Here is a 14,498-nt window from a genome sequence, read left to right as displayed (position 1 = left end):
TCAGGTACAGGCTCAGGTATCGGTTCAGGTACAGGCTCAGGTATCGGTTCAGGTACAGGCTCAGGTATCGGTTCAGGTATCGGTTCAGGTACTGGTAGTGGACAAGGAAGTACTAAGACACAAGTAGCGACAGCTCCCAAACCAAGAACCCCTGCTCCTTCACAGTTGGATTTTGCCGAGTGTATCAAATGTGATATCAAGTATCCAGAAAAGTCTAAACAGCGAGGTATTGAAGGCAGACCAGGTGTTGCTTTTGATATTGACAAAAATGGTAATGTTAACAACGTCCGGCTGATCAGCCCTAGTGGTCACAAAGAGCTGGATGACGCACTGGTAGACTCTGCAAAACACTTTAAATTAAATACCGCAGCTGCTGGAAAACAAAACGTACAATTATTTGCAAATTTTGCTATCCAAGGCTCGCGAACTAACCAAGAAGCTCTGCAGCGTCAAAGAGAAAGACAGGAAAAACTAGAGGCTCAGAGAAAAAGACAACAAGAATCAGAACAGAGAAGCCGCGAAGCTGTTAACGAGCAAGAAAATTCTGGACGTAAAAGACGAGCCTTATCAACACCTCCAGAAACAGCGCCGTTAACCCCTCCAGAAACTGGGATCACGGGCGGGCAAGATATACCAAGGACACCCATACAACCAAATTCCGGACAAGTAACTCCACAGCCACCGACTTTAACTCCACCATTAGAGCAAAATTCTTCTTCCGAGCAGAATGAACAGCAACCCTCCAATCGGCGCAAAAGAAGTCTAGGCACATCTGACAGTCAAAATGATTCGGGTAACCAATTACCTCTGCTTCAAAATCCATCTCCGCCGTCAGAACCAGTTCCTTCAGATAGTAGTGGAAACAATCAATAAGGCTGTATAAAAAGTGATGCAATACAGACTTGGCGTAGATGTGGAGTAGATACTTCAACTGCACATCTACGCCACTTTGGTTTTGAGGTTTTGCTAATTTAAAGTAACACGTAGAAATCTCTGCTAGTCATTCTCCTTTACTTGGGAAGAAATTTGTTAGTTCTGTCCCAAGGAAGATGAAAATATGGAAACTTGCAGTAAAACAGAATTAAAGCAATCCATGTTCCAAAAGAGCTATAAAGTATCAGTCTCAATTGGTAAAAATCATGGTCAAGAAAATCGCAATTATCGGTGCAGGACCTAGCGGACTCCTACTTGCTCACTACCTGTTGCATCGTGGCGACAAATACCAAGTTGACATTTATGAGCGGCGCAATGATCCTAGAACTGTCTCATTCTCAAATTCTAGAACCTACCCCATCTCCCTAAATGAAAGGGGAATGAGCGCTTTGAGAAAAATTGAGGGTTTGGAAGAAGCAGTTAAAGCGATTAGTGTAGAGATGACGGGAACGATGTTTCACCAAAAAAATGGCAAGACGCGGTTGACGCCAAGAAAGAAACCTCTCGTCACACTTGATCGTACAAACTTGGCGATCGCCCTATTGGAAAATTTAACCCAAAAATACGATAACAACCGGCTCAACATTCACTTCAACTGTCAATGCACTTCCGTCGATTTTGCACCCAAAAAGGTAAAGTTGCAAAACCTGGAAACAGAAGAGGATTTCACCATTGACTATGATCTATTAGTTGGTGCAGATGGGGGACGTTCTGTGGTGAGAGAGTCTTTTGTGACTACAGAAGATTTTGAATGTGAACAGAAGTACTACCCCAATGACTACAAATCGATTTACCTAGACAGTAGCGAAAAGTTAGGAACACACCTGAAAGCAGATAATATCCATACCTGGAGACTAGATGATGGAACACTCATGGTGGCGCTACATCAAGTAGATGGAACAATGAGTGGTGCTATCAATTTTCCGCCTGAAAAAAATCAGGTGGCTAATCTTTCCACAACCCAAGAGGTTCTCAAATTCTTTCAAAGTAATTTTCCAGAAATTGGTCGATTAATGACCCAGGAGGAAGCTGAAGCTTTCCTCAATAAACCGATATCGAGAATTTTAACAGTTCGCTGTAACCGTTACCATCAAGGTGACAGTGTGCTATTAATTGGAGACGCCGCTCATGCAGTGTCTTCCTCTATTGGTCAAGGTTGCAATGCAGCACTTGAAGATGTGGTCGTATTTGACAATCTTTTGAACGAGTATTCTGACAATTTAGCCGATGTTCTCAAACAGTTTACTATACGCCGCAAGCCCGATGGTCTTGCTCTAGTGGAGCTTGGCGACTATGCTTTTCCCTCGTCTACTGGATTATTTATTGAATTTATACTCAGGGAAAGTATTGCTAAAATTTTACACAAAGTATCTCCCAAGAACTTCGCACCTTCACTTATTGATCTCATTTTTGAAACCACAATTCCCTACTCAGAAATTTTGAATTCATACAAAGGCTGGATATCCAAAGTTAAAAAATCAAACGAATCTTTGATTTGGTGAAAATTAAAAGACACAGATCCCTGATTTCGTAACAGTTGTCGGGGATCTTGTTTTTCACGTAAGCGCAAAGCGTGCCCGCAGTGGCTCAGGATTTAGGACTGCTATACTTACAAATATGCTTACAAAAGTGCATCAAGTAGCGCTATGCTAACAAGTTTCCTCTCACTGACAGGATATTCCTGACTGCACTCAAGTTGACTAGCTGATTTAAAACATCAACTTTTGCTGTCTCGGCTATTTAGGAAAATTTTATGAGCAATCAAATAACAACAGTTAATCAACCTGGTTTAATATTGACACCAGGCCCAGAGGGATGGTGGGATTCCGAACGTGTTTCCTCACCCCATGTCATGCGTTGTCTTGATGGAAGTTGGAAAATGTGGTACTACGGTCGAGATGCCAGCTTTGACCGAGAAATTAATTTGCCTACTGGTCGCTGTGGTTTGGCCATTTCCGCTAACGGTGTTGACTGGCAAAGGCTAAAAGGTCCTCTAACTATGGGTGCTGTGTTTGAGCCAAGTCCAGATCCAAGTCGATTTGACTCAGCCCATGTTGGGGTCAGTAATGTGACATACTTCGATAATCTCTATTGGATGTGGTATTTCGGTGGTGACCACAAAGTTCTAGACTTAGGAAAATCCAAACCTAAAGGCATCCAAATGCGTCCCGGTTGTGCGCTTTCTCGGGATGGTATTCATTGGGTGCGTCTTGAAGGTCCTTACCAAGGAGCATTCCTGGATGTCGGCAAGGCGGGGGAGTTTGATGAACTGTTTTGTTCGTGGCCACAGGTACTGCGCGATGATGATGGTAGTTGGAAAATGTACTACCACACCCTCAACCGCCAGCGAGAATTTCTCGTGGGATTAGCAGTATCCACTGATGGTTTGCGTTGGGAAAAAGTTGGTCAGATATTGGCACCAGGTGAGCCGGGTAGCTTTGACGAGCGAGGCATTGGTACTCGTCAGGTGCTGAAAATCAATCGTCAGTACGTGATGTTTTACGAAGGTGTCAACAGTAGTGGATACCACTCCATTGGTATTGCTATATCTGATGACGGCATTGATTGGAAAAAAGATCAGGGTGAGCAATCCGGTGGTTCCGTCTTTTGCCATGCCCAAAAGGGTTCTGGATATTGGGATGCAAGGGCAATTGGTACCCCTTGTGTCGTGCCGATGGATGATGGAAGTTTCCGCATGTACTATATTGGTGCTAACGAAGGCGGCTACGATGAACTGTCATCACAGCACCAGATTGGGTTAGCAGTGAGTGACGGCTCTAATTTTCGCAAGTGGTATCGCTGGGGAGAGTCGCACTGAGGAATAGTTTCAAGGGTAATCCATAATTTGGGAGCATCCCAAATGTTTAAATTTGTGGTTTCTCGTAGTGTGGGCTTCTAGCTTGCTTTGGTTAAAATTTCACTAATCGTCTTTTTTCATGGATTGGGATGCACCCCAGAATTTTGGCTTCTGAATTTTGACAACTGAGTTGTTAATTTATTAAATCCTTAGAAGTAACATGCAATCTGAATTCAACTTTTTTCACCACTGGTATCCTCTGTTACCCGTTGAAGATCTTGATCCAAAGCGCCCAAATGCAGTCACTCTTTTGGGACTCCGCCTAGTTATCTGGAAGCCTAAGTCATCTGGAACTTACCAGGTGTTTTTAGATCAATGTCCTCATCGCCTTGCCCCCTTAAGTGAAGGGCTTATTGATGAGCAGACTGGTGATTTAATGTGTAGTTATCACGGCTGGCAGTTTGATTCTCAAGGAATCTGCACACACATTCCCCAAGCAGAAAATCCAGAGATTCTTACTAAGAACCAAGAAAAATTCTGTGCAGTCACATTCCCAGTTCGCCAGGAAAATGGTTTACTTTGGGTTTGGCCTGATGTGAAGTCAGCAGCACAAGCTGTTACCACGCCGTTACCTCTGTCACCTCAAGTAGATGCTAGTAAAGGGTTTGTTTGGTCTTCTTATGTGCGCGATTTGGAATATGACTGGCAAACCCTGATTGAGAATGTGACTGATCCGAGTCATGTTCCTTTTGCTCATCATGGGGTGCAGGGCGATCGCTCAAAAGCAGTACCCATCCCCATGAAAATTGAGCAATCAACACCAAATGTGATTGAAGCAACTTATAAAACAAGTTTCACAAAATCAACAATCACTTTTGAGCCACCTTGTCGCTTGGAGTATGCAATTAATTTCGGTGACTCCGGAAAGCAGATAGGACTTGTTACTTATTGCATTCCAGTGTCTCCAGGTAAGTCAAGGATTGTCGCTCAATTTCCCCGTAACTTTGCTAAAACACTCCATCGTCTAAAACCTCGTTGGTGGGAACACATCACAGCTCGTAATCAGGTGCTTGATGGAGATATGATACTTCTACATCAGCAAGAGCACTTTTTTCAGCAGAAGAAAAAATCTTTTGAAACCTGGAAAACTGCTTACAAGCTACCTACAAGCGCAGATCGTTTAGTGATTGAGTTTAGGAATTGGTTTGACAAGTATTGCCACGGACAGCTACCGTGGAACGAAACCGGAACAAGTGTTCCCGAAAACTTGGAAATTAATGATAACCGTTCTGTAATGCTAGATCGCTACAAACAGCACACTCAGCATTGCAGTAGCTGCCGAGGTGTCCTGAGGACAATACAGCGTTTGCAGGTGGTGCTCCTAGCATATTTTGCCATTACTGTTTCCGGAGTTGCTATCCTTCCTGATACACTCCGAGTTAAGGTTGGTTTACCCCTAGTTATTACCGCACTATTAAGTCTATCAGTTTATACTTGGCTCAAATTCTGGCTTAGTCCTAAATTTTACTTTGTGGACTATGTCCATGCCCAAAGATAAAACCTCAAATTTACGAGCCTGTTAATTCTGGTATTTTTTCTTACATAATTTTTCGGATATACTATCAATGTAATGGCATCTTTATTGCTTGATAGATATGTTTCAAAAATGGTTCAAAAAGTATCTAGAGTCTCGACCTGTCCTAACTGCCTACAACAATCTAGCAAAGACACAAGCTCGACAGCATACCCACTTTATCTTGTTCTCAGCAAATAAGTGGTTTAATATCACACTTAACCATATTTTAGACCGACCAGAGTGGTATAAAGGAGTACTTCACAATCATCCTTGGCCTAACGTCAGTCTGATTTTGAAGGGTGGCTATTGGGAGAAAACTGAGGATGGGGTAAAGTGGTATGGACCAGGTTCAATTATTTTCCGGTCTGCATACAAACACCACAGCATCTGGATCAAAGATCATCAACAAGCGTGGACAATATTCATCCACGGGCCAATGGTGAAAAAGAGTTTTGATTTCGTGCAGGAGGGTAAACCTGTCACTCCAGAACAGCTTGGATTACCAAGAGGTGTGGTGACCCGTGGAGCCTCAATGCAAAATTAAGCTAAAATTCAAGCATACTAAGCATTTCCTGCTTTTGGATCTCCCATGCTTGAAACCCTGCAAACCCGACTTTACGAACTAGAACAATTCGCTAACACCCTTGTCGCCAACCAACTCACGCACTTAAGTTTGCTGAGTGTTGGCGTCATTTTTATCGCTGGGTTGCTCACTAGCCTGACACCCTGTATGCTTTCCATGCTACCGATTACGATTGGTTATATCGGTGGTTATGAAGCGAAAAGCCGTCTGCAAGCCGTTGCCCAATCAACGTGGTTTGCTTTGGGATTGGCTACTACACTAGCAGCACTAGGTATCATAGCAGCTTTTGTGGGAAAAGTCTATGGTCAGGTAGGAATTGGGTTACCAATTATTGTCAGTATCATAGCCATTCTCATGGGGCTGAATTTATTAGATGCCTTACCATTGCAATTGCCCTCTTTTGGTGGAACAGAGTGGATTTCTAAAGAATTACCCCAAGGAGTGCGAGCTTATTTGATTGGTCTGAGTTTCGGTTTAGTTGCCTCTCCTTGCAGTACTCCTGTTTTAGCAAGCTTACTTGGTTGGGTTGCCAACACGCAAGACTTAATTCTAGGTGCTGTTTTGCTGATTTCCTACACAGCAGGTTATGTCGCACCGTTAATCTTAGCCGGTACGTTTACTGCTTCGATTAAGAAATTGCTAGAATTGCGGCGTTGGTCAGGTTGGATTAACCCAATCAGCGGTGCTTTGTTGGTAGGATTTGGTGTGCTTTCTTTAGTTTCTCGGATTCCAGTGGAAGTTTTCAGGTAAATTTCAGGTAAATATTAGAGAAATGACTATAGAAGATTCAGTTGACAAAAAATCTATATGGTCAGCATTTGGGCAGTTATTGCGACAAGAGTTATTGCCCGTGCTGACAGATTTACGCTTAGCAATTGTGATGCTGTTAGCCATTGCAATCTTCAGCGTCACTGGTACAGTTATAGAGCAAGGTCAATCGATCGCATTCTACCAAGCTAACTACCCAGAACACCCAGCTTTATTTGGTTTTCTGACCTGGAAAGTTCTTTTAACACTGGGCTTAGACCATGTTTATCGAACTTGGTGGTTTTTAGCATTACTCATCTTTTTTGGAACAAGTTTAACTGCTTGTACCTTTACTCGTCAGCTACCAGCTTTAAAAGCTGCCCGTCGGTGGAAATTTTACGATGAACCTCGTCAATTTCAAAAGTTAGCTTTGAGTGCGGAACTAGACAATGGTTCTGTCAATCCCCTGACTCAACTTTTGCAAAATCGCCGCTACAAAGTTTTTCAAGAAAAAGATGATACTCTCTACGCCCGCAAAGGTCTAATCGGACGAATCGGACCGATTGTGGTTCACGTAGGTATTGTGACAATTCTTCTGGGATCTATTTGGGGAGCAATGACTGGTTTTGTTGCTCAGGAAATGGTGAGCAGTGGTAATACGTTTCAAGTGAAAAATATCATAGATGCCGGGCCTTGGGCAACAGCAGTACCCAAAGATTGGTCTGTGCGAGTCAATCGCTTTTGGATTGACTACACCGCTTCTGGTGGAATTGACCAGTTTTACTCAGACATGTCTGTTTTGAACAATCAAGAACAGGAAGTTGACCGCAAGACGATTTTCGTTAACAGTCCTCTGCGTTATCGCGGCGTGACTTTCTACCAAACTGATTGGGGAATTTCTGCTGTTCGAGTCCGTGTGAACAAAAGCCCCATTTTTCAAATACCGATGGCGCAACTAAACACCAACGGTCAGGGACGCATCTGGGGAACTTGGATTCCGACTAAACCAGATTTGAGTGAGGGTGTCTCTCTACTCACAAAAGACTTGCAGGGAACGGTGTTGATTTATGATGCAACTGGCAAGTTGGTTGACACTGTTCGCACTGGAATGTCCACATCTGTCAATGGTGTTACCCTTAAAATTCTGGATGTCCTTGGTAGTACTGGCTTGCAAATTAAAGCAGATCCAGGAATACCAATTGTTTATACAGGATTTGCCTTGCTGATGCTAGGTGTAGTGATGAGTTACTTTTCTCACTCCCAAATTTGGGTGTTGCAGAAAGATGGTCGCTTATATGTGGGTGGAAAAACGAATCGTGCCCAAGTTACTTTTGAGCGGGAAATGCTGGAGATTTTGGATAAGTTGAGTTTAGAGCCAAAACAGGAGGGATCTTCACCTATCGAAGTTTAAACGCCTTAATGTCTCTGTACAATCGCAATCCTATTTGAGTTATCAGAAAACTTACTCTGGTGAAATCCTTCACGGCTCATTTAGGATGACGACATGTATAATCTTTTGAATTTTTTGATTTTGATGAAAATATTATAGGTAATTGAAAAAAAATTTTTAAATCAAATTTTAAGATGTAATATAATGATTATCTGCGTCACAATAGAGGCGCTGTAGTTAAAATGTCAATTCTCTTTGCACCTCATGATTAGAGCAGCGGAATCCAAAAACAGGCTGCAAGAGAGCCGTTATAGTTGTCGGGGAAGTATTTATTTGTTCGCTCCGATGATCAATTTTAATGTGATGGCCGAAGTTGGAGACACTCCACCCTGACTTGATGTACTGATATTTGGTGGGAAATTTCACTCCTAAAATCAACAATGACATTTGCATGCAAGTGAAACTTTTTCACTCCTTGTTTGCGTTGCGATGAATACTTAATATTAACTTGAGGACTCTTGATTTTAATAAGTCCTCAGGTTGGGTAAGCATTTGACAAACCTGATGTTACGCATCTGATGTTTTCTCATCAGAACACATTATTTTTTCTGGAATCTAAGCTTCAGTTTATATTCAACAGGGGAGCTAAAAAGCATGAGTGCGGAAAATTCAACTTTTCAATTATTGCAACTTTACGGGAAGGAATACATCTTAACAGGACTCCTGGGAGGAATTCCTACCCCCATCGGTAAAGTGCTACGAAACATAGTCTATCGCACTATTTTCGGTCGAGTCGGAAAATCAGTTTATATCCAACCTAATGTCCGGTTTATCGGGACGCGCACTATTGAGATTGGAGATAATGTCCGTATATATAGTGGCACTTATCTGAGCAATAAAGGTAATAAGATTTGCTTTGAGTCAAACGTGTCAATTGATCGTGGTGTCGATATTAGAGCTTACGGTGGTCACCAAGATGGTCATATTCATATTGGTGAACACACTTACATCGGTCCCTACGTTTGTATGGCTGGCCCAGGTTTCATCAAGATTGGTAAAGATTGTATGATTGCATCGCACTCATCACTCTACGCCAATAATCACATTTTTGCAGATCCTAACCGGAGGTTCAGAGAACAGGGATTAAGTGTCAAAGGAATTGTGATTGAGGATGATTGCTGGCTGGGAAGTGGGGTGAGAGTACTAGATGGGGTTACAATTAGGCGGGGTAGTATTATTGGTGCAGGATCGGTTGTGACTAAAGATATTCCACCTTTGTCAGTTGCAGTCGGCGTGCCTGCACAAGTTATCAAAAAGCGTGATGACAAGAGAACTGTCAAATCGATCGCATCTCAAATACACATCTGACTACTACGATTTAATTTCTTACTTATGATGACGCACCTCAATCACGGTATGTACATTACCGCGAGGTGTGAAATCTGCCTTAACGCTGACGTTGACTTGACTGTACAGATGGCTGCCTCAGTTGGTTTGCCTCATTAGTATAAGCCTTGCGAGTTTTCCGATTGAACAGACAAAGAAATTCTCCAGCACGATTGTTCATGTGCGGTTGTGGGTAGTTTCCTCGTACAAGCAGCGCATCGTACCCAACATCATCTCCAAAACCGACAATATTTCCAACAGCTTGAGCATTACGTAAGCCACTCACCTTAAGACAACTTGAAATAACCTCTTGTTGATGTTGTGCCCAAGCATCTGGAGAAGAAGCAACTGAAGCGGTGGCTGCAAACAGCAAACCTCCGACTGTCATAGCAAGCAGCCTTTTTGAGATCATAACCGTTGTTATTAATAGACCTTTCTAGAGTTATGATTTTTGATGTCGCACTTCAATCACCGTATGCACATTACCGCGAGGTGTGAAATCTGCCTTAACAGTAACATCCATTGGATCACAAGCAGCAACAAAATCGTCTAGGATTTGATTGGCAGATTCTTCGTGGGAAATATAGCGATCGCGATAGCTATTAATATAAAGTTTGAGCGCCTTCAATTCCACGACTCGTTCATTAGGGATGTAGCTAATGTGAATTGTCGCAAAGTCAGGATAGCCAGAAAACGGGCATTTACACGTAAATTCTGGCAGAGTAATGTCAATATTGTATCGCCTGCCAACACGCGGATTGGGAAATGTGATCAGTTGCCCTTCCGCAATGTTGCGTTCTCCATATTTGATTTCCATAGTCAACAGTCAAAAATCAACACTCAACAGTCAACAGTCAAAAATTTTTTCTTTTGGACTTTGGACTATTGACTAACTCATCATAACTCTTCCTGTTCCCAGTCTGGACAATTCTCATCTTCCCAACCGTGAGGATGCATACCGCAAACTAACAAATTTCCACCATACACTTGACCGTGGTAATGACGACAACCAATGCAAGCGGGATTTTTTTCTTGACAGGCTTCAACAGGATAAGGAAAACCCAGATCAATATCATCTGTAACAATGTCTTCCAGTTCGCTGTAAATTTCCAAAATCGGATCAGCCAGTTCTTGTAAATACTGATCTAACTCGGTGGCTATAGTATTTTGTACTTGGTCGGTAATCTCTTCTGTGAACTCAAAAAAGGTATCTACCATCTCCGTCATGCCCACGAAGAAGCGTTCTACTTCATCAGCCACTATTTCTATCATGTCCCAAAACTCTTCTTGCCACTTTTCCATAAACCCGACGTCCTTACAAGTTAGTTACTGGACGCTTAATGCTACATGGCTGGGAGCACTTTTGTACATCCAAAGGACTATTTTTTAATAAAAATTTTACATTATTAAGAAATTTTTCAGCTTCATGCTGAACCACTTCTGCCAGCCTTCTACTCCTTTCGATGCCCGAAGATTACCGTTTAGGCAGCGCTTAGGTGCAGGGGAGCGCTTGAGTGCAGGGGAGAAGAAATTACATCGATAATCTTATACCGGGAAGGGAGTAACTACTTATCGCGTTGTAACCTACGTAGTTCTTCCTGCATTTGTTTGACTTGATCGCGTAGTTTATCAACATTCTCAGTAGGTTGAGTGACTTTTACAGTGGTTGACTCCTCGTCTTCCTCTAGAATCTCAATCCGACGTGGTTCTGAGGGAGAGGTTTTAGAAGCTGTTGTATCAGATGCGGGTACGCTTTGGGCTTGCTTCATCATATCTTCTACAAACCGGCGGGCTTCGTCTGTCGTCATTTCACCCCGCGCAACCATTTCATCTGCTAGCTTTTGGACTTGCGATCGCAGTTCGGTTATTGTCCCCCCTGCTTTCTCTCCGGCGTAAGAAGCCAACCCAACACCAAGGTAAAAAGCTTTTTTTACAACATCTCCAAAACCGGGCATTGCTGCTTTTGCGCTCCTAAAATAGGGCGACCCGGAGACTACGCCTGCTATAAGCATCCCGTATTGCTGCTACCTTCCGGTCCTGACAAGATTTGGGCGTTACAGCCGCGTAGATCCGAGTCTTTAAAAAGCATAGCATTAATTTTTCGCTTTGTGTGTGTCATCCCACTACAATTTTCCACTCGTAAAGCTGATAATTAACACAATCGTTTTGTACCAATGGATCAAGATCCACAATAGTTTGTGCTTCCTCCATTGAGGCTGCCTCAAACAGCATCATACCGCCACCTTTTTGCGCCCAGTAGCCAGTTTTTGCTTTGTGTCCTTTGGCAATCAATTCCTGTACGTAAGCATGATGAGCGCTTACGTATTGATCAAACGTGGACTTCTCAACTTTGCCTTCTTCTATCTTCACAAACCAGGGCATTGTTTTTTACCAAAACTAGAGGTGTAGGGGGGATGAAGAAAAGGGGTGTAGGGGTTTAGGGGTGTAGGGGGACGAAGAAAAGGGGTGTAGGGGTGTAGGGGGAAAGAAAAATCGTATTTTTCGTACATCCTACGGGGTCTTACACGTAGAGAATGAGCAAGCCCTATTAAAACGAGTAGCTCATGAAAAGGGTTCCTCCTTTTTTTTCAGGATACAAGCTGCTGAGCGACAGGGGTCAATAAATTTGGGATAAAAGCTTCGGACTATTTAGGGCAATATTTGAAAATAACAAACCCTAGCGGATAGCCGGAGTATACTAGGAAAAGAGGACAAGAAAAGTCAGAAAGAAAAAAGCAAAAAATCTTTTAACTTTTAACTTTTAACTTTGTTTGTTCTAAACCCATCATCTTTTTCAAAAGCAGCCCGTGGAACTATCTTGTAAATCAGAATACGCAATTTTGGCTCTAATAGAGCTAGCAACTCATTACCAAAGCGGGGAACCGCTGCAAATTCGACAGATAGCGACACAACAAAATATACCAGATCGCTATCTAGAACAACTGCTAGCAACTTTGAGGCGTGGAGGTATACTTAAAAGCCAGCGCGGCTCAAAGGGTGGTTATCTATTGGCGCGAGAACCTTGGAAAATAACTCTTTTCGAGATTTTGAATTGTTTAGAAGGGTTAGATGTGGGGATAGGTGAGGAAGACATCAACCCGAAAACTCTAGACAGTGGTGTTGTCGAAGATATCTGGCAAGAAGCAAGGGTGGCGGCAAACGCAGTTTTGCAAAAGTACACGCTTGCAGAACTTTGTGAAAAACGCGATTCTAGACGACAGTTGGACATAATGTACTACATTTAGTATCTGGAATCAGATGGGTGTTGGGTAGTTCACAATTGAGTGTTGACTAATGACTAAGGATTAAGGACTTGAGTATGCGAATAGCTCGTGATATTACAGAACTTATCGGTCGTACTCCTCTGGTGCAACTCAATCGTATTCCTCAAGCTGAAGGCTGTGTGGCGCAAATTGTCGTAAAACTGGAAAGTATGAACCCAGCAGCATCTGTAAAAGACCGAATTGGTATAAGTATGATTAACTCGGCAGAGGCAGAAGGGTTGATCACTCCTGGGAAAACGCTGCTAGTGGAACCTACCTCTGGAAATACGGGAATCGCCCTAGCAATGGTTGCAGCGGCAAAGGGCTATCGATTAATTTTGACAATGCCTGAAACAATGAGCGCTGAACGAAGGGCAATGTTGCGGGCATATGGAGCGCAATTAGAACTCACCACAGGAATTGAAGGCATGAGTGGGGCAATTCGACGGGCGCAGGAAATCGTTGATACTACTCTTAATGCTTATATGTTACAGCAGCTCCGTAACCCAGCTAAGCCAAAATACACCGGGAGACGACAGCAGAGGAAATCTGGGAAGATACTGACGGACAGATCGATATAGTAGTTGCTGGAGTGGGAACAGGTGGTACAATTACAGGTGTCGCTGAGGTTATCAAAGCACGCAAACCAAGTTTTCAAGCGATAAGCCGGAGGCTTGACGCTCCGCGTATCGCAGTTGAACCCGCAAATAGCCCAGTTTTATCTGGCAAAAAACCAGGATCTCACAAAATTCAAGGAATTGGTGCTGGGTTCATTCCCCCAGGTGCTGAATGTCAACATTATAGATGAAGTCATTTCGGTGACTGATGAAGAGGCGATCGCTTACGGGAGGCGTCTGGCAAATGAAGTTGGACTACTGTCTGGTATTTCTAGCGGTGCCGCTTTGTGTGCTGCTATTCGTGTTGCTCAACGCAAAGAGAATGAGGAACGCAAAATCCGTGATGATTCCGCCTAGTTTTGGAGAAAGGTATTTGAGTACACCGTTGTTCCAAGACTTGGAGCCAAAGCTAGCAGTTAGCATCAGCTAACGGTACATTGAATAAATGGCAGATCAGACAAACCACTACCAAACACTCAAAGTTAGTCCAAACGCAAGCCAAGCCGAGATTAAGCAAGCTTATCGTCGCTTGGTTAAGATGTTTCATCCTGATAGCAATCAGGGTACAGGTGATCCTGAGCAAATTATCCGTATCAATGCAGCATATGAGGTTTTAGGCGACATTCAAAATCGCCGAAATTACGACCAAAAACTGCGTCAACGTTCTCAACAAACCACTACCAATAGGCAACAGCGTACAGCAGCAGCTCAACAGCAATACCAGGCGACAAGAAAAACTGGAAAAGATGCCGATGAGCAAATAGAGGAATGGCTGCACCGAGTTTATCAGCCAGTGAATCGCCTGCTGTTTTCCATTTTGGCTTCTTTACGAGAGCAAATTGAGAAGCTTGCTGCTGACCCCTTTGATGATATTCTCTTGGAAGAATTTCAGGATTACTTACACGCCTGTCAAGCTGACTTCAAGCAGGCGCACCTGATTTTTCGTTCTTTACCAAATCCACCAAGTTTAGCAAGAGCAGCAGCCCATCTCTACTATTGTCTTAATCAAATAGGCGATGGGCTAGATCAATTAGCATATTTCCCTCTTAACTATGACGAGAGTTACTTGCACGCTGGTCAAGAAATGTTCCGCACTGCCACTAATATGTACCGTGAGGCACAAGAATCTCTGGGTGCCTATGTGTAGCGGTTATTATAGTTAGTGATCATAATAATTTAGTTATCTGAATCTACCCACTGTACAAA

At 43.1% G+C, this 14,498-nt stretch carries 15 protein-coding genes, 1 other RNA gene and 1 pseudogene; 11 read left to right on the top strand and 6 right to left on the bottom strand.

The window, feature by feature from the left end:
- The 8 genes from AC5JM2_RS28285 to AC5JM2_RS28250 all read left to right on the top strand — a co-directional run.
- The coding region (locus AC5JM2_RS28285) for an energy transducer TonB (RefSeq protein WP_495838258.1) at positions 1–873 on the top strand (873 nt) is incomplete at its 5' end.
- A gap of 266 nt (positions 874–1,139) precedes the next feature.
- Complete coding sequence (locus tag AC5JM2_RS28280) at positions 1,140–2,435, top strand: FAD-dependent oxidoreductase (RefSeq protein WP_495838256.1); 1,296 nt, start codon at positions 1,140–1,142, stop codon at positions 2,433–2,435.
- A gap of 251 nt (positions 2,436–2,686) precedes the next feature.
- Positions 2,687–3,751, top strand: a complete 1,065-nt coding sequence (locus tag AC5JM2_RS28275; RefSeq protein ID WP_495838254.1) for a glycoside hydrolase family protein — start codon at positions 2,687–2,689, stop codon at positions 3,749–3,751.
- Positions 3,752–3,950: 199 nt separating this feature from the next.
- On the top strand, positions 3,951–5,288 hold the full coding sequence (locus AC5JM2_RS28270) for an aromatic ring-hydroxylating dioxygenase subunit alpha (RefSeq protein WP_495838253.1): 1,338 nt from the start codon (positions 3,951–3,953) through the stop codon (positions 5,286–5,288).
- A gap of 97 nt (positions 5,289–5,385) precedes the next feature.
- Positions 5,386–5,850 (top strand): hypothetical protein, encoded by a 465-nt coding sequence (locus AC5JM2_RS28265; RefSeq protein WP_495838252.1) that lies wholly within the window; start codon positions 5,386–5,388, stop codon positions 5,848–5,850.
- A gap of 45 nt (positions 5,851–5,895) precedes the next feature.
- On the top strand, positions 5,896–6,639 hold the full coding sequence (locus AC5JM2_RS28260) for a cytochrome c biogenesis protein CcdA (protein WP_495838251.1): 744 nt from the start codon (positions 5,896–5,898) through the stop codon (positions 6,637–6,639).
- A 22-nt stretch (positions 6,640–6,661) separates the two neighbouring features.
- The gene (locus tag AC5JM2_RS28255; RefSeq protein ID WP_495838249.1) at positions 6,662–8,047 is read left to right on the top strand and encodes a cytochrome c biogenesis protein; all 1,386 of its coding nucleotides are present in this window, start codon (positions 6,662–6,664) and stop codon (positions 8,045–8,047) included.
- A 633-nt stretch (positions 8,048–8,680) separates the two neighbouring features.
- Positions 8,681–9,394, top strand: coding sequence for an acyltransferase (locus AC5JM2_RS28250; RefSeq protein ID WP_495838248.1), 714 nt, complete (start codon positions 8,681–8,683; stop codon positions 9,392–9,394).
- A gap of 79 nt (positions 9,395–9,473) precedes the next feature.
- On the opposite strand, the gene AC5JM2_RS28245 is transcribed toward AC5JM2_RS28250, so the two are convergent.
- From AC5JM2_RS28245 to AC5JM2_RS28220, 6 genes are all read right to left on the bottom strand, one after another.
- Complete coding sequence (locus AC5JM2_RS28245) at positions 9,474–9,824, bottom strand: hypothetical protein (RefSeq protein WP_495838246.1); 351 nt, start codon at positions 9,822–9,824, stop codon at positions 9,474–9,476.
- Positions 9,825–9,854: 30 nt separating this feature from the next.
- The gene (gene queF / locus AC5JM2_RS28240; RefSeq protein WP_495838244.1) at positions 9,855–10,229 is read right to left on the bottom strand and encodes a preQ(1) synthase; all 375 of its coding nucleotides are present in this window, start codon (positions 10,227–10,229) and stop codon (positions 9,855–9,857) included.
- Positions 10,230–10,309: 80 nt separating this feature from the next.
- Positions 10,310–10,714, bottom strand: a complete 405-nt coding sequence (locus AC5JM2_RS28235) for a hypothetical protein (protein ID WP_495838242.1) — start codon at positions 10,712–10,714, stop codon at positions 10,310–10,312.
- Positions 10,715–10,977: 263 nt separating this feature from the next.
- Positions 10,978–11,367: a phasin family protein gene (locus AC5JM2_RS28230; RefSeq protein WP_495838240.1), complete on the bottom strand. Its 390-nt coding sequence runs from the start codon at positions 11,365–11,367 to the stop codon at positions 10,978–10,980.
- A gap of 25 nt (positions 11,368–11,392) precedes the next feature.
- An RNA gene (gene ffs / locus AC5JM2_RS28225) (signal recognition particle sRNA small type) lies at positions 11,393–11,489 on the bottom strand.
- Between the two features lie 38 nt (positions 11,490–11,527).
- The gene (locus AC5JM2_RS28220) at positions 11,528–11,794 is read right to left on the bottom strand and encodes a YciI family protein (RefSeq protein ID WP_495838238.1); all 267 of its coding nucleotides are present in this window, start codon (positions 11,792–11,794) and stop codon (positions 11,528–11,530) included.
- Between the two features lie 425 nt (positions 11,795–12,219).
- On the opposite strand from AC5JM2_RS28220, the gene AC5JM2_RS28215 reads away from it, so the two are divergent.
- From AC5JM2_RS28215 to AC5JM2_RS28205, 3 genes and pseudogenes are all read left to right on the top strand, one after another.
- Positions 12,220–12,657 (top strand): RrF2 family transcriptional regulator, encoded by a 438-nt coding sequence (locus AC5JM2_RS28215; RefSeq protein ID WP_495838236.1) that lies wholly within the window; start codon positions 12,220–12,222, stop codon positions 12,655–12,657.
- A gap of 74 nt (positions 12,658–12,731) precedes the next feature.
- A pseudogene (cysK, locus tag AC5JM2_RS28210) lies at positions 12,732–13,722 on the top strand (cysteine synthase A).
- 15 nt (positions 13,723–13,737) lie between these two features.
- Complete coding sequence (locus AC5JM2_RS28205) at positions 13,738–14,439, top strand: J domain-containing protein (protein ID WP_495838235.1); 702 nt, start codon at positions 13,738–13,740, stop codon at positions 14,437–14,439.
- Positions 14,440–14,498: the final 59 nt, after the last annotated feature.

The sequence above is a fragment of the Brasilonema angustatum genome, assembly GCF_059505445.1.
This window is presented reverse-complemented; position numbering and strand designations above follow the sequence as displayed.